Source organism: Sphingobium sp. FG11 (assembly GCF_057809915.1).
Genome location: NZ_JBMDKW010000004.1, coordinates 47,544 through 63,925, shown reverse-complemented (window position 1 = coordinate 63,925; position 16,382 = coordinate 47,544). Strand labels below are relative to the sequence as shown.

The following is a 16,382-nucleotide window of genomic DNA, read 5'->3' as shown; positions in this document are numbered from 1 at the left end:
CATGACCGATTCGCTCACGCCCTGGGACCGGCTGTCCCCGCGCCAGCGGATGATAGCGGGATTCGTTCTGGCGCTGACCAATTTCATGGTCGTGCTGGACCTGACGATCGCGAATGTTTCCGTGCCGCATATCGCCGGCAATATGGGCATCTCGCCGGATCAGGGCACCTGGATCATCACATCCTATGCGGTGGCGGAGGCAATTTCGGTTCCGCTGACCGGCTGGCTGTCGCAGCGGTTCGGCGTGCTGAAAGTCTATCTGTTCGGGATGATCGGCTTCGGCATATTCTCCCTGCTGTGCGGTCTGTCGGTGACGCTGGGCATGATCGTCGTCTGCCGCGTCGGACAGGGGCTGTGCGGCGGTCCGCTGATGCCGGTGACGCAGACCTTGCTGATGCGGGTGTTCCCGCCCGAACAGCGCGGGCGCGCTATGGGCCTGTGGGCGATGACGACGATGCTGGCACCCGCGCTGGGGCCGATTCTGGGCGGCTTCATCAGCGACAACTGGAGCTGGCACTGGATCTTCTTCATCAATATCCCGATCGCGGTCGGGTGCGTGCTGGGCGGCTACGCGATGCTGCGTCCTGTCGATACGCCGACGCAGAAAAATCCCATCGACCTTGTCGGCCTGGGACTGCTGATATTCTGGATCGGCTGCCTTCAGGTGATGCTCGACATCGGTCGTGACCGCGACTGGTTCGGCGATCCTCTGATCGTGGCGCTCGCGATTTTCGCGGGGATCGGCTTTTGCGTGTTCCTGATCTGGGAACTGACCCACAAGCATCCGATCGTGGACTTGCGAGTGTTCCGCCATCCCGGCTTCACCTTTGGCGTGTTCGCTTTTGCGCTGACCTTTGGCGCCTATTTCGCGACCATCGTGGCGATCCCCCAGTGGTTGCAGCTGTCGATGGGCTATCCCGCCACGATGTCGGGACTTGTGACCGCCTTTACCGCGATGACGTCTGTCGTCATGGCGCCGGTGGCCGCGCGGATGATGGGCAAGGTGGATGTACGGATCATGGTGTCGGGCGGCGTCGCCCTGTTGTGCGCCATGGCGATGCTGCGATCCGGGTGGTCGACATCCTCCGACTTCTTCACGCTGTCGCTGCCGCAATTCATCCAGGGCTTCGGCATGTCGTTCATCATGATCCCGCTGACCGGCCTGACGCTGAGCGCGGTCGAACCGCACGAGACCGCGTCGGCGGCGGGGCTTCAGAACTTCCTGCGCACCTTCGCCATCGCCATATCCACTTCGCTGGTGCTGACATCGTGGGGCAATTCGCAGCGCGTGTCGCATAATGAGCTGGCGGCGACGTTGCAGCCCGGCGACGTTCAGGCGCAGCTCGGCTCGCTGGGCATGTCAGCCGAACAGAGTCGCGAGATGATCGGCAATCTCGTCGATCAGCAAGCGACCATCGTCGCGCTCGACCATACGTTTCAGCTTTGCGCGGTCGTACTGGTGATCGTGTTCGTCATCATCTGGATGTTGCCCAAGCCCAAAAAGGGCGGCGGGGTCAGCATGGGCGGTCATTGATACAGGGTGATGTGCCCGCGCCGTCAGGGGCTTTGTTCGAACGCCGCCAGATCCTCGGGCCGGTTGATATTGGGCAGGACGAGACCGGGCAGAGCGACGATCCGCGCCTGCACCTGGTCGATCCAGCCGAAGATCGAGCGATTATTGTCGGCCGCGAGATGCGCGTCGAGCAGGGGCGCCAATGCGGCGGGCCAGTAGCCGAGCAGGGGCTGGCCTAGCAGGATCGCGGGACCAGCGCCGATCAGCGCCGGGGCCAGCGTGGCGGGATAGACCGGCATGTCGCAACCCGTGGTCAGGATCGCTTCGAAACCCTGTTCCTGCGCATGATGAAGCGCGGCGTTGAGGCCACCCAATGGTCCCATATCGGGGGCCGGACGATCGGCCAGACTTTCCATGCCGTCATGGCTGCGGCCGCAGATGACGATCGCCTCGACATGCGGGGATAGCGACGCGATCGCATGGTCGATCAGGGTGCGACCGTCGGGCAGGCGGGCGAGCGCCTTGTCACTGCCGAACCGGCTGGAACGACCCCCGGCCAGAATGGCGCCGAGCAGGCGCACCGGCCCGCTTATTCGCCGAAGGCGCGGGGCGCGGCGTCGATCACGCTGATGCCGCCCGCATTGACCTGGGACACTTCGAGCGCGCGTTCGGCCACGCCGTTGCGGGTGAAGCGGAATGCACCGTCGATGCCGGAAAAGCCACCGCCGTCGCGCAGGCGCGCGGCAGGGAAAGGCGAGCCGGGCTGCCAGTCGCGCGCGATCCGCACCGTCAGCAGCACGGCGTCATAGCCGAGCGAGGACAGGCGGAACGGCGCACCGCCGAAACGGGCGCGATATTTGCTGGCAAGCTGGCGATACAGCCCGTCGGACACGCTGGCGAACCATGCCCCGCGCAGCGCCGGGCTGGCGGCGATGGCGTTATCCGTATTCCATAATTCGGTGCCCAGCAGTTGAGCGCTCGCGCCGCCATTCTTGCGCACGATCGGCGCGATCTGAAGCGCGACGCGGCCCGAATCGGCGATCAGCAGCGCGTCATAGCTGGAGGAGGACTGAAGTTTTTTGACCGCCGCCGTGATCGACGCGGGTGAGCGATCGAAGCTCTGCATCGACACGACCGTGCCACCCGCCTGCTCGACGGCGCGCAAGAGGGCGGTGCCGGACCGCTCGCCATAGGTGCCGTGCGGGACCAGCGCGGCGAAGTTCGACAAGCCCCTGGCGCGGGCGAAGCCGACGACGCGCTCGATCGACTGATTGGGGTTGTAGCCCATCAGATAGACGCCGTTGCCCGCAATGCTGACATCGTTGGAAAAGCTGATGACGGGCACGCCGGCGCGCGCGGCGATCGGACCGATGATTCGGGCGTCCTCCGCCATCAGCGGGCCGAGGATCAGGCGATTGCCTTCGGCCAGCGCCCGGTTGACGGCGGCGGCCGCGCCGAGATTCGTGTCATAGGTGGTGATGCGGATCTTTTCCGCCTTCGTATCCATCAGCGCGAGCGTGGTCGCGTTGGCAATGGACTGGCCGACCCCGGCATTGGCGCCGCTCATCGGCACCAGCAGCGCGATCCGATGCCGCGCGGTGTCGGTCGGCAGGCCCTGCGTCGTATCAGGCCCGGTGGGGCGCGTGGGACCGGACGGGGTGGTTGTGGTAGGTCCCTTGGGCACGATCGTCTGGCAACCCGCGACCATCAGCGCGCCCGCAGCGAGCAAAATCCGCGCGCCCTGTTTGATGACCGCAAACATGCCTGCTTGCCGGGGGGCATCCGTCTCTGTCATCTGGCGTCCTTATGGAAACTGCTTCTGCGCTTGAACCTGGCCTTTACATCGTCGCGGGGCCGATCGGCAACCTTGGAGACCTAACGCCGCGCGCGGCGGAAATCCTGCGGCTGGCCGATGTGATCGCCGTGGAAGATACACGGGTGAGCGCGCGATTGCTGCGCGCCGCCGGGTCCGACCGGCCGATGCTGCCCTATCATGACCATAGCGCCGACCATGTCCGCGCGAGGCTGGTCGACCGGATGGCGGGCGAATCGGTGGCGCTGCTGTCGGACGCGGGCACGCCGCTGATCTCCGATCCGGGTTACAAGCTGGTGCGCGACGCGCGGGCGGCAGGGCGCAGGGTGACGACGCTGCCCGGTCCCAGCGCCGTGATCGCCGCGCTGACGCTGTCGGGCCTGCCGACCGACCGTTTCCTGTTCATGGGATTTTTGGCGTCCAAGGCGAAAGCGCGGGGCGATGCGCTGGACGAGGTGGCGGCATTGCGCGCGACGCTGGTCTTTTACGAAAGCGGGCCGCGCCTGTCGGAAAGCCTGTCGGCTATGGCCGCGCATCTGGGCGACCGCGAGGCGGCGGTGTCGCGCGAGATCAGCAAGACCTTCGAGGAGACGGTGACGGGCAGCCTGAGTATATTGTCCGCCCGCTATGCCGATGCGCCACCCAAGGGCGAGATCGTCGTCGTCGTGGGACCGCCGGGCGACGCGCCGCCCGCGAGCGCGGAGGATGCCGACGCGGCGCTGCGCGAGGCGCTGACCCGCTTGCCGGTGTCGAAGGCGGCGGGCGAGGTTGCGAAGAAGCTGGGGCTGGATCGGCGCGCGCTGTACGACCGGGCAATGGAACTCAAAGGATGAAGCGCGCCGTCCCCGCGCGGCTGGCGGCGGAACGGCGCGGGCGGCAGGCGGAACGGATCGCCGGATGGTGGCTGCGCCTCAAGGGCTGGCAGATCGTCGGGCGGCGAATGCGCACGGCGGCGGGCGAGGTCGATCTCGTCGCGCGCAGGGGCGCGATGCTGGCATTCGTCGAGGTGAAGGCGCGGGCGAGCGGGGCGGACCTCGCTCTCGCCATCGACGAGCGGCGGCTGGCACGGGTTGCGGCGGCGGCTGAAATCCTGTGGCACGAACTGGCGAAACCGGGCGACGATATGCGAATCGACGTCATCCTCCTTGCGCCGGGCCATCGCCCGCGCCATCTGGCCAATGTCTGGCATGGGGGGTAGCAGACCTGCCCTTCGAACGGATCATGATTGGAAGGGCCTGAAATGACGCAACTGAACCCGCTGACCGTCGCCGTGCAGATGGACCCGATGGAAGGCATCAAGATCGGCGGCGATTCGACCTTCCACATCATGCTGGCGGCGCAGAAGCGGGGGCACCGGCTTTATCATTATCTCGCGACTGACCTCACCTATCGCGAGGGCCGGGTGGTGGCGAAGGCGCGGCCGGTGAAGGTGCAAAAAGTCGAGGGCGATCATTTTGCGTTCGGCCCGGTCGAGACGATCGACCTTGGCCGCGACGTCGATGTCGTGCTGATGCGCCAGGACCCGCCGTTCGACCTGTCCTATATCACCGCGACGCATCTGCTGGAGCGGGTGCAGGCCGAAACGCTGGTGGTGAACGATCCGGCGGCGGTGCGCGATGCGCCCGAAAAGCTGTTCGTGCTCGATTATGCGCGCTTCATGCCGCCGACGATGATTACGCGCGAACTGGACGAGGTGAAGAGTTTCCTCAAGGAGCATGGCGAGATCGTGGTCAAGCCGCTCTACGGCAATGCCGGGACGGCGGTGTTCCATGTCGATGCCAAGGGCAAGAACCTGTCGGCGCTGGTGGAACTCTTCAAGGCTTCATGGGTCGAGCCGTTCATGGTGCAGGCCTTCATTCCCGGCGTCGCGGAAGGCGACAAGCGCATCGTGCTGGTCGATGGCGAGGTCGCGGGCGCGGTCAATCGCATTCCCGGCGCGGGCGAAATCCGGTCGAACCTGGCGGTCGGCGGATCGGCGGCCAAGACCGAATTGACCGAGCAGGAATGGGAAATCTGCGCGGCGATGGGGCCTGAACTCAAGCGACGCGGGTTGCTGTTCGTGGGCATTGACGTGATCGGCGGGCAATGGCTGACGGAGATCAACGTGACCTCGCCCACCGGGATCGTGTCGATCGATGCGTTCAACGGCACGGACACCGGCGGCATGATCTGGGATGCGATCGACGCCCGGCTTGCCGTACGTGCGGCGACCTGACGCCTTGACGCCATCATGACCGACTGGGTGCTGCGGCTGATCGATGCTGGCGGATATTGGGGTATTTTCCTGCTGATGGTGCTGGAAAACGTCTTTCCGCCGGTCCCGTCCGAACTCATCATGGGCATTGGCGGCATTCGCGTCGGTCAGGGGCGGATGGCGATGGAATGGCTGCTGCTGGCCGGGACGCTCGGCACGACGGTGGGCAATTATTTCTGGTATCTGGTCGGGCATATATTGGGCTTCGCTCGGTTGAAGCCGCTTGTCGATCGCTATGGCCGCTGGGCGACGCTGGAATGGAAGGATGTCGAGGCGCTCGACCGGCTGTTCGGCAAATATGGCCAGATCGTCGTGTTCGTGTTCCGCTTTCTGCCCGCCTTCCGCACGATGGTGTCGCTCCCCGCGGGGCTGTTTCGCATGGGACATGTGCGCTTCCTGCTATGGACGGCGGCGGGGGCGCTGATCTGGAACGTCATCCTTGCTTATGCCGGGGTGGTGCTGGGGCGGAATTTTCACGATATCGACAAATATGTGGGGCCTGCCGCGACGGTCTGCATCGTCGGCGCGGTGCTGCTCTATCTGTGGCGGCTGGCGACCTGGAAGCCCCGCGCCGGGCAGTGAGCGGTCCGATCGCTCAGGCGCGGGGATGGGCGTTGCGATAGACGTCGAGCAGATGCGCGGCATCGACCTCGGTATAGATTTGGGTCGAGGACAGGCTGGCGTGGCCGAGCAGTTCCTGCAACGATCGCAGGTCCGCGCCGCGCCCGAGCAGATGGGTCGCGAAACTGTGGCGCAGCGCGTGGGGCGTGGTGCGATCCGACAGGCCGAGCCGCCCGCGCGCGCCCTGCACGGCGCGGCGGATGAGAGCGGGTGACAACGGCCCGCCGCGTGCGCCACGGAACAACGCGGCGTCGCGCTCGACCGGGAAGGGGCAGAGCGCGACATAGGCGTCGATCGCCCGCGCGACCTGTGGGAGTAATGGCACTTGCCGTGTCTTGGCGCGCTTGCCGGTGACGCGTAGCGTGTCGCCAAGCGGCAGCACCGCGCCGGTCAGCCCGGTCGCCTCGCCGATGCGCAAGCCCGCGCCGTAAAGCAGCAACAGCACCGCCCAGTCGCGCGCGCCGATCCACGGCAGGCGGGCGGTTTCGGCGATATCCCCCGCTAGCGCGACCGCTTCGTCGGGGGAGATGGGGCGGGGCAGGCCGCGCTTGACGCGGGGGCCTTTCAGTTGTGGCACGCGCGCATCTTCGCCGCCGATGAATCGAAGGAAGCCGCGCACGGCGGAAAGCTCGCGCGCGGCGGACAGGTTGCCGATCCCGTCCATGCGGCGCGCGGTGAGAAAGGCGCGCAGATCGGCCTGATCGAGCCGGGCGAGCAGTGTCGGTGTCACTTCCTCCCCCCGATGCTCCTGAAGGAAGGCGATCAGCCGTTCGGCCGTGGCCATATAGGCGCGCACGGTATGGACCGAACGCCTGCGATCGAGCGCGAGATGGCGCCGCCATTGTTCGGGAAGCGGAACAGACATGGCGCGGGACGATAGGGCAATCCGCGCGGGATGGGAACGGATCGTGCAACGGAGCAAGGGAATTAGGTCAACCCCCTTGACCATTCCCCCGTTGCGGCGCAGCATCCGTCCATGGCGACTCCTTCCTCCGCAACCGCAATCACGCAAAATCCCGACATCCGTTATCTCGGGCGGCTGCTGGGCAATGTCATTCGCGCCTATGGCGGCGACAAGCTGTTCAAGCAGACCGAATATATCCGTGCCGCTTCGGTCGACCGGGCGCGCGGGGTGCAGGGCGCGGACTTTGCGGATACCGGGCTGGATGCGCTGAGCCTGGACGATACGCTGAGTTTCGTGCGCGGGTTCATGCTGTTTTCGATGCTCGCCAATCTGGCGGAGGACCGGCAGGGCGTTGCGGCGGAGCCGGGGGCGGATGTCGCGTCGGCGCTGGCGCGGCTCGACAGCCACGGCATCGGCAGGGACAAGGTGCTGGAGCTGCTGTCCCACGCGCTGATCGTGCCGGTGCTGACCGCGCACCCGACCGAGGTGCGGCGCAAGAGCATGATCGACCATCGCAATCGCATCGCCGCGCTGATGGCGTTGCGAGATGCGGGCCGTCTTGAGACCGAGGATGGCGAGGATCTGGACGAGGCGATCTGCCGTCAGATCGCGCTGTTGTGGCAGACCCGCCCGCTGCGCCGCGAAAAACTGGTCGTGAGCGACGAAATCGACAATGTCCTCACCTATTTCCGCGACATCTTCCTGCCGGTGATGCCGGCGCTTTACGCCCGCTGGGAGCGGGATCTGGGCGCGCGGCCGCCAAGCTTCCTGCGCGCGGGCAACTGGATCGGCGGCGATCGCGACGGCAATCCGTTCGTGCAAGCGCCGCAATTGCGCGCGGCGCTGGGCAAGGGGTGCGAGGCGGCGCTCGGCCATTATCTCGACGCGCTGCATGCGCTGGGGGCGGAACTGTCGCTGTCCACTGAACTGGCGTCGGTGCCGCAGGCGGTGCTGGACCTGGCGAACGCCAGCGGCGACGCATCGGCCAGTCGCGTGGATGAACCCTATCGCCGGGCGATCAGCGGCATCTATGCCCGGCTCGCGGCCAGCTATCAGTCGCGGGTCGGTAAGCCGCCGATGCGCCCCTCCGCGCTGAAAGGCGAACCCTATGACGGCCCGGCCGATTTCCGCCGCGATCTCGTGGTCGTCGCGCAGGGGCTGGCGAGCGAGGGCGATGGCGCGCTCGCGACCGGCGGGGCGCTAGGGCGGCTGATCCGGGGGGTGGAGACGTTCGGATTCCACCTCGCCACGCTCGACATGCGGCAGAATAGCGATGTGCATCAACGCGTCGTGGCGGAATTGCTCAAGGTCGCCGGGGTCGAGGCGGATTATGCCAGCCTCGACGAATATGCGCGGATCGCGCTGTTGCGGCGGGAACTGGCGAACAACCGGCCGCTGGGCGCGCCCTATTCGGATTATTCCGAAGAAACGGCGAGCGAACTCGCGATCGTTCATGCGGCGGCGGAGGCGCACCGGCTCTACGGGCCGCAGTGCATCACCCATTATATCATCTCCAAGGCGGAAAGCGTGTCCGACCTGCTGGAGGTCAACCTGCTGCTCAAGGAAGCGGGGCTGTGGCGCGCGGCGAGCGGCGATCATGGCCCGAGCGCCGCGATCATGGCGGTGCCGCTGTTCGAGACGATCGGCGATCTGGAGGCCGCGCCGCAGATCATGACCGCCTATTTCGGGCTGCCGGAGATTGGCGGCATCGTGAAGGCGCGCGGCCATCAGGAAGTGATGATCGGCTATTCCGACAGCAACAAGGATGGCGGCTACATCACATCGACCTGGAGCCTGTTTCAGGCGAGCCGGGCGCTTGCCCCGGTGTTCGAGGCGGCGGGAACGCGGATGCAGTTGTTCCACGGTCGGGGCGGCGCGGTGGGGCGCGGCGGCGGCTCCAGCTTTGCCGCTATCCAGGCGCAACCCAGGGGCACGGTGCAGGGTCGCATCCGCATCACCGAACAGGGCGAGGTGATCGCGGCGAAATTCGGCACGCGCGATGCGGCGATGGCCAATCTGGAGGCGACGACCAGCGCGACCATCCTCGCCAGTCTGGAGCCGGAGGGGATCAGCGACCGGGACGCCGCGCGCTTCGCCGCCGCGATGGACTCGCTGTCCAAGCGGGCCTTCGCCGCCTATCGCGACCTTGTCTACGGCACGGAAGGGTTCAAGGAGTTTTTCCGCCAGTTGACCCCGATACAGGAGATTTCCGGCCTCAAGATCGGATCGCGTCCCGCCAGCCGCACCAAGAGTACTCGAATCGAGGATTTGCGTGCGATCCCGTGGGTGTTCAGCTGGGCGCAGGCGCGGGTGATGCTGCCGGGATGGTACGGGGTCGGCCACGCCCTGTCGACGTTCGAGGACAAGGCGCTGCTGGCCGACATGGCGCAGAACTGGTCATTCCTCAAATCCGCGCTCGCCAATCTGGAGATGGTGCTGGCGAAATCGGACCTTGGCATCGCCGCGCGCTATCTGCCGTTGGTCGAGGATCAGGCGCGCGGCGCGGAGATGTTCGCGCGGATCCGCGACGGCTGGGCGCAGACCCATGACGGGCTGCTCGCCGCCACCGGCCAGTCACGGCTGCTGGAGAAGAATCCCGCGCTGGATGAATCGATCCGGCTGCGCCTGCCCTATATCGAGCCGCTCAATCTGTTGCAGGTCGAACTGATGAAACGCCATCGCGGTGGCGAGGACGATCCCCGGATCAAGGAAGGGATCGAATTGTCGATTAACGCGATCGCGACGGCCCTGCGCAACAGCGGGTAAGGGGTAGGCCAGCCCGCCCTTGTATTTCGCCGGTGAATGGGCACATGAGATCGCATGGCAACCCCTTTCGATCCGGCCGATCTGCCGACAGGCGTCCTGATGCAACTGACCCCGCTGGTGGGGCGGGTGCTGGCGCCCAATCCCTCGCCGTTCACCTATAGCGGCACGCAGACCTATCTGGTGGGCGGTGTCGACGTTGCGGTGATCGATCCGGGTCCGGACGAGCCGGCGCATCTGGATGCGCTGGTCGCGGCGATCGCCGGGCGGCCGGTGACGGCGATCCTGTGCACCCACACGCATCGCGACCATAGCCCGGCGGCGCGGCCGTTGCGCGAGAGGACGGGCGCGCCGGTGATCGGGTGCGCGCCACTGACGCTGGACGATGACGGGCCGCGCGCCGACGCCGCCTTCGATCCCGACTACGCGCCCGATCGCGTGCTGGCGGATGGCGAGCGGGTCGATGGGCCGGGCTGGGCCATTGAGGCGGTGGCGACGCCGGGGCATACATCCAACCATCTCTGCCTCGCGCTGTCGCAGGAGCAGGCATTGTTCACCGGCGATCATGTGATGGGCTGGTCGACCAGCGTGATCTCGCCGCCCGATGGCGACATGGCCGCCTATATGCGCTCCATGCAGCGGCTGCTCGACCGGACCGACCGCGTCTACTATCCGGCCCATGGCGATCCCATCGAAACGCCGCAGCGGCTGGTGCGCGGCATGATAGGGCATCGCAAGCAGCGCGAGGGCCAGATATTGCGCTTTCTTGGCCGCCATGGCGCGAGCCGCATTCCGGACATGGTGGCGGAGATGTACAAGGGCGTCGATCCCCGGCTTTATGGCGCGGCCGGGCGCTCGGTGCTCGCGCACCTCATCGATCTCGACGGGCGGGGAATCGCCGCGCCGCTGGACGACGGCCGATGGCAGACGCGCTGAAGCGCTATGGCGCACCGATCGCCGGCGCGCTGTTGATCCTGTTTATGGGCGCAGCGATGCTGATCGGCTGGCAGCGCTATGATCGCGACTATGTGGTGAGCGTCGAGGATGACGGTTCGGCGGTGACGAAGGTCATCGCGGCGAAGATTGCGGGCGTTTCCAGCCTGAAAGTCGCTGACCTGAGCGGCACGATCCAGTCGACGGCGCAGGATGTGCGCGGCTTTGGCCTGCTCAAATCCGGTCAGGTCGCCAAAATGCCCTTCTCGGTCGATTATTTCATCGATGCGGGCGGCATTGGGGCAGGCGCGCTGGAATGGAACCGGGCGACCCGGACGCTGATCGTCAATGCGCCGGACGTGAAACCGGGGCGCGCCAATATCGACGAAAGCCGCCGCTCGCTGGTGCGCACCAACGGCCTGTTCGTGACGCGGCAGGCGGGCGAGGAACTGAGCCGCCGTGCATCGGCCCATGCGCAGGCGCGGGCGGAAGCGGCGGCGCGATCGCCCGAGCGGCTGGCGCAGGCGCGCGACCATGGCCGCGCGGCGCTGGTCAGACTGATGGCCGCGCCGCTCGCGGCGGCGGGATTTGGCGATGTGCGCGTGATCGTGACCTTCCCGCCCGAACGAGGCAGCCACGACCGCGAGCGGTGGGACGTGACGACGCCGGTGAACGAGGTGCTGGCCAACCGGCGGCAGGGCGGCTAGGGCGCGAGATCGAGGAGTATTGGGACATGAACGCATTGACCGGCATCCCGCAGGGGCTGGACCTGCGCGCCGAGATCGACCGGCTGCGCAAGGAGCGCAACGCCGTCATCCTGGGCCATTATTATCAAAGCCCGGAAATTCAGGACCTGTCCGATTTCGTCGGCGATTCCCTCGAACTGTCGCGCAAGGCGGCGGAGACCGATGCGGACGTCATCGCCTTTTGCGGCGTGCGCTTCATGGCGGAGACGGCCAAGATATTGTCGCCGCAAAAGATCGTGGTGCTGCCCGATATGGACGCGGGCTGTTCGCTGGAGGATAGTTGTCCGCCCGCGCAGTTCAAGGCGTTCCGCGAGGCCCATCCCGACCATATCGCATTGAGCTACATCAATTGTTCGGCCGAGGTGAAGGCGTTGTCCGACATCATCGTGACATCATCGTCCGCCGAAAAGATTCTGGCGCAGATCCCCAAGGATCAGAAGATCATCTTCGGCCCGGACAAGCATCTGGGCGGGTATCTCAAGCGCAAGCTGGGCCGCGACATGCTGTTGTGGCCGGGCGTGTGCATCGTGCACGAAGCGTTCAGCGAAACCGAATTGCTCAAGCTGAAAGCACAGCATCCCGACGCGCCGATCGCCGCGCATCCCGAATGCCCGCCCTATATCGTCGATCATGCCGATTATGTCGGATCGACCAGCGGCATATTGGATTTCGCCAAGACGATGCCCGGCGACACGCTGATCGTCGCGACCGAACCGCATATCATCCACCAGATGGAAAAGGCGGTGCCGGACAAGCATTTCATCGGCGCGCCGGGCGCGGACGGCAACTGCAACTGCAATATCTGCCCCTATATGGCGCTCAACACGATGGAGAAGCTGTATCTCTCGCTCCGCGATCTGACGCCCCGTATCGAGATGGACGAAGGGCTGCGCCTCGCCGCGAAGAAGAGCCTCGACCGCATGCTGGAGATGGCGAGCGCGACGGTCGGGCAGGGCGATCTGGGCGCGCGGTGAGGGTATGAGCTTTTCCCTGCCCGGTTTCGACCTCGACGCCTTCGTCGTCGCGACGCTGGCCGAGGATCTTGGTCCCGATGGCCGCGACGTGACGAGCGAGGCCGTGATCCCGGCCGATGCGATTTTCGACGGCGTGATGGATTCGCGCGATGCGGTGACGCTGGCGGGGCTTCCCATTGCCGTCGCATTTTTCCGCGCGCTCGATCCGCAGGTGGAGATCGAACTGCTGGCGCGGGACGGCGATCGGGTGGCGGCGGGGACCGACATCATGCGCCTGCGCGGCAAGGCGCGGGCGATGCTCACCGCCGAGCGGTCGGCGCTCAACACGGTGCAGCATCTTACCGGCATCGCCACGATGACGCGCGCCTATGTTGATGCGATATCGGGGACTGGCGCGACGTTGCTGGACACGCGCAAGACCATTCCGGGGCTGCGGGTGCTGGAGAAATATGCGACGCGCATGGGCGGCGCGACCAATCATCGCATGGGTCTGTGGGATGCGGCGATGATTAAGGACAATCATGTCGCCGTCGCCGGATCGGTCGAGGAAGCGGTGCGCCGCGCCGCTGCCGCCGGCATCGCCAGCATCATCGTGGAGGTCGATCGCGTCGACCAGATCGAACCGGCGCTGGCCGCTGGGGCCACTCATCTGCTGCTCGACAATATGGATGCGCCGACGCTGCGCGGCGCGGTAACGCTGGTCGGCGGGCGCGTGCCGACCGAAGCATCCGGCGGGGTCACGCTGGAAACGATCCGGGCGAAGGCGGAAACCGGCGTCACATACATCAGCGTCGGTCGACTGACCCAGTCCGCCCCGGCCGCCGATGTCGGGCTGGACTTCGCTTATGGCTAGGGCGCTGCTCGCGCTTGCCACATGGGGCCTGATCGCGATGCCCGGCATGGCTATGGCGCAGGCGGCGATGTGTCGCCTGCCTGGACAGATCGACCGGCCGACGATCGAGCGACCCAGCAAAGCGGAGCCGCAACGCATAACGGCCATCGGCGGTTATACGCTGGCGCTCACATGGTCGCCGCAATATTGCGCAACTGCGCCGAGGGGCGGTCGCGACGCCTTTCAGTGCGGCGGGCGCAATGGCCAGTTCGCTTTTACCCTGCATGGCCTGTGGCCAGATGGCGTAGGGAGGGCTTGGCCCCAATATTGCCGCGCGGTCGATCTTTTGCCGCGTAGCGTGATCCGCGACAATCTATGTTCCACCCCGTCGGCACAATTGCTCCAGCATGAATGGGCCAAGCATGGTTCGTGCATGGCGAGCCAGCCCGATCTCTATTTCAACCTGTCGCGCACCTTGTTCCAAACGCTCCGCTTTCCCGACATGGCCTGGCGGGCGCGCCAGTCCGCGCTGACTGTCGGTGCGTTCGCCGAAGCTTTCGCCCGCGCCAATAAGGGGATGAAGGCGAATATGATCCGGGTGACGACGACGCGCGATAACTGGCTGAGCGAGGTGTGGCTTTGCATGGACAAGGCGATGGAATATGCGCGCTGTCCGACGCGGGCAGGTGCCGCGTCTCCAAACGCGCTGCTGAAAATCGCCCCCGGCCCGATCATCCTGAACCGCCCGATGGTGCGGCCGGATGGAATGACGGCAGCACGCCCTGCGCCGCCGAAACCGAAGCGCGATGCTCAAGCCGCGAAAAAAGCCCCGCAAAATGCGCTGCCACCCCGACGTCCGGCCTTGATTCTGAATCTCGATCCCAAGGTTCAGCCGCTGACCAATAGCGCCGTACCCTGATTAGGCGTCGATCGTCACGGTCGAAGGATGATGGCGGTCGAGATGGCGGCGGATGATCCGCAGATTCTTCGAATTGGACTTGAACAGAAAGTCGAAAATGTCTCCGGCAAAGGGGATTGCGCCGACCAGCGTATCGACCCCCACATTCGCGGCCATGCGCGTGAGCTGCCATTTCGACATGCCAAGGTTGCGGGCTTCCCAGACGATCCAGGCGCCCATCGCCGCCGTCGCGATGTCTCCGACCACCGGCACCAGCCCCACGAGGCTGTCGAGACCGACGCGGCGGTTGGTGCCGGGAATGACGAACAATCCTTCCAGCACCGCTTCCATCGCCTCGATCCGGCGGCGAATGGAGGCAGGATCGCGCCCGAAACCGGGCATGTCCCGGACGGCGCGATCAAACTGGTTCGGCGAGATCGCCATGAGCGCATGATCCTTTGAGCGTGTTGGGAAGAAACGTTCCCCTGGGCTAAAAGTGCCCGATCGACGCCCTAATTGGTGCCGCGCAGCAAGTGGTTCAATGGGTGGCGCGCGCGCGGCGAAGGGGTGAAACCGTCCAGGCGGCGCGAAACGAGCGACCATCGGACGGGCGCACCCAGCGGGATATAGCCATTATGCGCCTGAATCAGCGCCTCGGCAGCGGCGACCCCGGCCATGCGCTGCGCGATCGCGCCGGTCCTGCTGGCCTCCCGCATCGCAGCCTCCGCCTCCGGGCTGCAAGAGATGCGCCGCGCGCAGCCGACCCGGCCCAGATACCAGAGCGCGCTGTCATAGGCAGCGACTTCGTCGATCAGGCGCAGATCGGCGTCATCTTGCATGGCTACCCGGCGGACTGTCAGGCCGACGGCGCGCAGGTCGCGGTTGATTGATGCGAACAGCAGCCGCGATCCCGCACCGGAGGGCAGCGCGATGCGCAGCACCGGCGGGTCGCCATGCGCCGATCGCCACCGATCGACCGTGGCGCGGGCCTGGATCTGGCGGTCGGGCATCGCCAGGCCAGCCCATGGTGGAGCAGATGGCGCGCGTGGCAGGTCAAGCTGCTGCGGCAGGATCTGGCTGGTCACGGTCCAGCCGCCCATGGGAAAGAGCGTGGCGAGCTGGTCCCGGTCGATCGCCATGTTGATCGCCTCGCGCAGACGATCGTCTTTGAGGAGCGCACTGTCCTGCGCCACCGTGAGGCCGAGCAGGCCCTGAACCGGATCGAAGCGGACGGCGTCGCGATCGACCCCGGCGGCGGCCAGCAGCGGCAGATCGGTCAGGTGGCCGCCCAGCAACAGGGCGGAATAGCCGTTGCTGAAGCGCGCGATGGCGAGCGCTGCGCGTTCGGCGCGGAGAATGAGAGTCTGTCCCGCCGATCCGCTTTCGGGGTCGGTCCCGTCGCCGGGCTGCGCCTCGGCGGGTTTGAGGAGCAGGCCGCCGGGTCGCCGCACGGGGCGAAAGGGTCCGGCGCCGCTATCGCGCGACAGCAGCGCCATCTGCGGCTGCGCCAGCATCTGGAGCAGGAAGGGGCGCGGCGCGGCCAGCCGGATTTCGATCACCTCGCCGGTCATCGGCACGACGGCCTCCACCGCGTCCAGCGGACCCGCCGGGTCGATCCGGCGCAGCGCGGCGATCCGCGCGGTCAGGATGCGGGCGACATCGGTGGCGGTCACACGCGCGCCGTTACCCCACACGGCGCGGCGCAGGCGGAATATATAGCTGCGTCCATCCTCCTCGACGATCCAGCGCTGGGCGAGGGCGGGCAGGATTTCACCGGCGGCATCGAACGCGACGAGGCCCTGCGCGGTCGCTTCGAGGAACAGTTTCGCGCCCGGATCGGGCAGGTTGGGCAGCGGGCGGGTGAAATCGTCGCGGTCGCCGATCACGCTGACGACGATCGGTCCCTTGTCGCTGCGGTCGGAGCAGCCGGAGGCGTACAGCGCTAGACTTGCGAACAACGCGCGGGCGATGCCGGATCGCAGGATGGGAAGAGACGGCATGATGGTTGTGAGGAGTAGCGCGGCGCGGCGGCCCCGCCAACCCGCCGGGCGAGAATAGATGGAGCGCCTATTGCCTGCACTCGCGCGGGCGGACATTCTGCGACCATTGCTACGAGGCGAGGGAGGATCGG

16 protein-coding genes are annotated in these 16,382 nt (G+C 66.3%); 11 read left to right on the top strand and 5 right to left on the bottom strand.

What is annotated here, in order from left to right; genetic code table 11:
- Position 1 precedes the first annotated feature (1 nt).
- Complete coding sequence (locus ACODSN_RS04635; protein WP_489053514.1) at positions 2-1,534, top strand: DHA2 family efflux MFS transporter permease subunit; 1,533 nt, start codon at positions 2-4, stop codon at positions 1,532-1,534.
- Between the two features lie 23 nt (positions 1,535-1,557).
- Here ACODSN_RS04635 and mobA read toward each other — a convergent pair whose 3' ends face one another.
- Positions 1,558-2,094, bottom strand: coding sequence for a molybdenum cofactor guanylyltransferase (gene mobA, locus ACODSN_RS04630; RefSeq protein ID WP_489053513.1), 537 nt, complete (start codon positions 2,092-2,094; stop codon positions 1,558-1,560).
- A gap of 8 nt (positions 2,095-2,102) precedes the next feature.
- Positions 2,103-3,308, bottom strand: coding sequence for a penicillin-binding protein activator (locus ACODSN_RS04625; RefSeq protein ID WP_489053511.1), 1,206 nt, complete (start codon positions 3,306-3,308; stop codon positions 2,103-2,105).
- An 11-nt stretch (positions 3,309-3,319) separates the two neighbouring features.
- Between ACODSN_RS04625 and rsmI the strand changes: the two genes are divergently transcribed.
- Genes rsmI through ACODSN_RS04605 form a run of 4 tightly spaced genes read left to right on the top strand, consistent with a single transcriptional unit; the run spans position 3,320 to position 6,162 of the window.
- A complete protein-coding gene (gene rsmI, locus ACODSN_RS04620) occupies positions 3,320-4,159 on the top strand; it encodes a 16S rRNA (cytidine(1402)-2'-O)-methyltransferase (RefSeq protein WP_489053509.1) in 840 nt (279 codons plus the stop codon).
- Entirely contained in the window at positions 4,156-4,524 is a 369-nt protein-coding gene (locus ACODSN_RS04615; protein ID WP_489053508.1) for a YraN family protein, read from the top strand. The genes rsmI and ACODSN_RS04615 overlap by 4 nt, the downstream gene beginning before the upstream one ends.
- 42 nt (positions 4,525-4,566) lie before the next feature.
- Positions 4,567-5,541 (top strand): glutathione synthase, encoded by a 975-nt coding sequence (gshB, locus tag ACODSN_RS04610; protein WP_489053506.1) that lies wholly within the window; start codon positions 4,567-4,569, stop codon positions 5,539-5,541.
- Positions 5,542-5,556: 15 nt separating this feature from the next.
- A complete protein-coding gene (locus ACODSN_RS04605) occupies positions 5,557-6,162 on the top strand; it encodes a DedA family protein (protein WP_489053504.1) in 606 nt (201 codons plus the stop codon).
- Positions 6,163-6,175: 13 nt separating this feature from the next.
- Here the strand turns inward: ACODSN_RS04605 and ACODSN_RS04600 are convergent, their stop codons facing one another.
- Positions 6,176-7,066 (bottom strand): tyrosine recombinase XerC, encoded by an 891-nt coding sequence (locus ACODSN_RS04600; protein WP_489053503.1) that lies wholly within the window; start codon positions 7,064-7,066, stop codon positions 6,176-6,178.
- A gap of 111 nt (positions 7,067-7,177) precedes the next feature.
- Between ACODSN_RS04600 and ppc the strand changes: the two genes are divergently transcribed.
- Genes ppc through ACODSN_RS04570 form a run of 6 tightly spaced genes read left to right on the top strand, consistent with a single transcriptional unit; the run spans position 7,178 to position 14,272 of the window.
- Positions 7,178-9,871, top strand: coding sequence for a phosphoenolpyruvate carboxylase (gene ppc / locus ACODSN_RS04595; RefSeq protein WP_489053501.1), 2,694 nt, complete (start codon positions 7,178-7,180; stop codon positions 9,869-9,871).
- A gap of 54 nt (positions 9,872-9,925) precedes the next feature.
- On the top strand, positions 9,926-10,804 hold the full coding sequence (locus ACODSN_RS04590) for an MBL fold metallo-hydrolase (protein ID WP_489053499.1): 879 nt from the start codon (positions 9,926-9,928) through the stop codon (positions 10,802-10,804).
- Entirely contained in the window at positions 10,789-11,508 is a 720-nt protein-coding gene (locus ACODSN_RS04585) for a DUF4230 domain-containing protein (protein WP_489053498.1), read from the top strand. Before ACODSN_RS04590 ends, ACODSN_RS04585 begins: the two co-directional genes overlap by 16 nt.
- A gap of 26 nt (positions 11,509-11,534) precedes the next feature.
- Positions 11,535-12,521: a quinolinate synthase NadA gene (gene nadA / locus ACODSN_RS04580; protein ID WP_489053497.1), complete on the top strand. Its 987-nt coding sequence runs from the start codon at positions 11,535-11,537 to the stop codon at positions 12,519-12,521.
- 4 nt (positions 12,522-12,525) lie between these two features.
- Complete coding sequence (gene nadC / locus ACODSN_RS04575) at positions 12,526-13,374, top strand: carboxylating nicotinate-nucleotide diphosphorylase (protein WP_489053495.1); 849 nt, start codon at positions 12,526-12,528, stop codon at positions 13,372-13,374.
- On the top strand, positions 13,367-14,272 hold the full coding sequence (locus tag ACODSN_RS04570) for a ribonuclease T2 family protein (RefSeq protein ID WP_489053494.1): 906 nt from the start codon (positions 13,367-13,369) through the stop codon (positions 14,270-14,272). Before nadC ends, ACODSN_RS04570 begins: the two co-directional genes overlap by 8 nt.
- On the opposite strand, the gene ACODSN_RS04565 is transcribed toward ACODSN_RS04570, so the two are convergent.
- The gene (locus tag ACODSN_RS04565) at positions 14,273-14,695 is read right to left on the bottom strand and encodes a DUF4112 domain-containing protein (RefSeq protein ID WP_489053493.1); all 423 of its coding nucleotides are present in this window, start codon (positions 14,693-14,695) and stop codon (positions 14,273-14,275) included.
- Positions 14,696-14,763: 68 nt separating this feature from the next.
- Positions 14,764-16,251 (bottom strand): ABC transporter substrate-binding protein, encoded by a 1,488-nt coding sequence (locus tag ACODSN_RS04560; protein ID WP_489053491.1) that lies wholly within the window; start codon positions 16,249-16,251, stop codon positions 14,764-14,766.
- Between the last annotated feature and the right edge of the window lie 131 nt (positions 16,252-16,382).